At 68.5% G+C, this 270-nt stretch carries 1 protein-coding gene; it reads right to left on the bottom strand.

The genetic code is table 11. The features are described 5' to 3' along the window. Nucleotides 1–45: 45 nt before the first annotated feature. The coding region (locus KVT32_RS30150; RefSeq protein WP_217619436.1) for a hypothetical protein at nucleotides 46–270 on the bottom strand (225 nt) is incomplete at its 5' end.

Raw genomic sequence — 270 nt, 5'->3', positions numbered from 1 at the left:
CAGCGAGACCGTGCTCTTCGGCTCGGTGCCGCTGTACACCGCGCGCTAGACCACGCCCTTCCCCGGGCGCAGGCCGACGTCGCGGTAGTCGGTCGGGATGTCGGGCGTGGGCAGGCAGCCGAGGTAGGTCGCGAGCAGCGGTTTGACGGTCTTCAGGTCGAAACTGCCGACCATCACGAAGGTCAGGTCCCTGGCGCTGGAGAAGCGTTCGCGGTAGATCGCGATGCTGCGGTCCAGGCTGATCTGCGCGAAGGGCACGGTCACGCCGCG

It is taken from the genome of Achromobacter sp. GbtcB20, from assembly GCF_019091095.1.
In the GTDB taxonomy this organism is placed as follows: domain Bacteria; phylum Pseudomonadota; class Gammaproteobacteria; order Burkholderiales; family Burkholderiaceae_B; genus Achromobacter; species Achromobacter mucicolens.
Note: the sequence above shows the minus strand (reverse complement) of the source record. Positions and strands in the feature narration are given on the sequence as shown.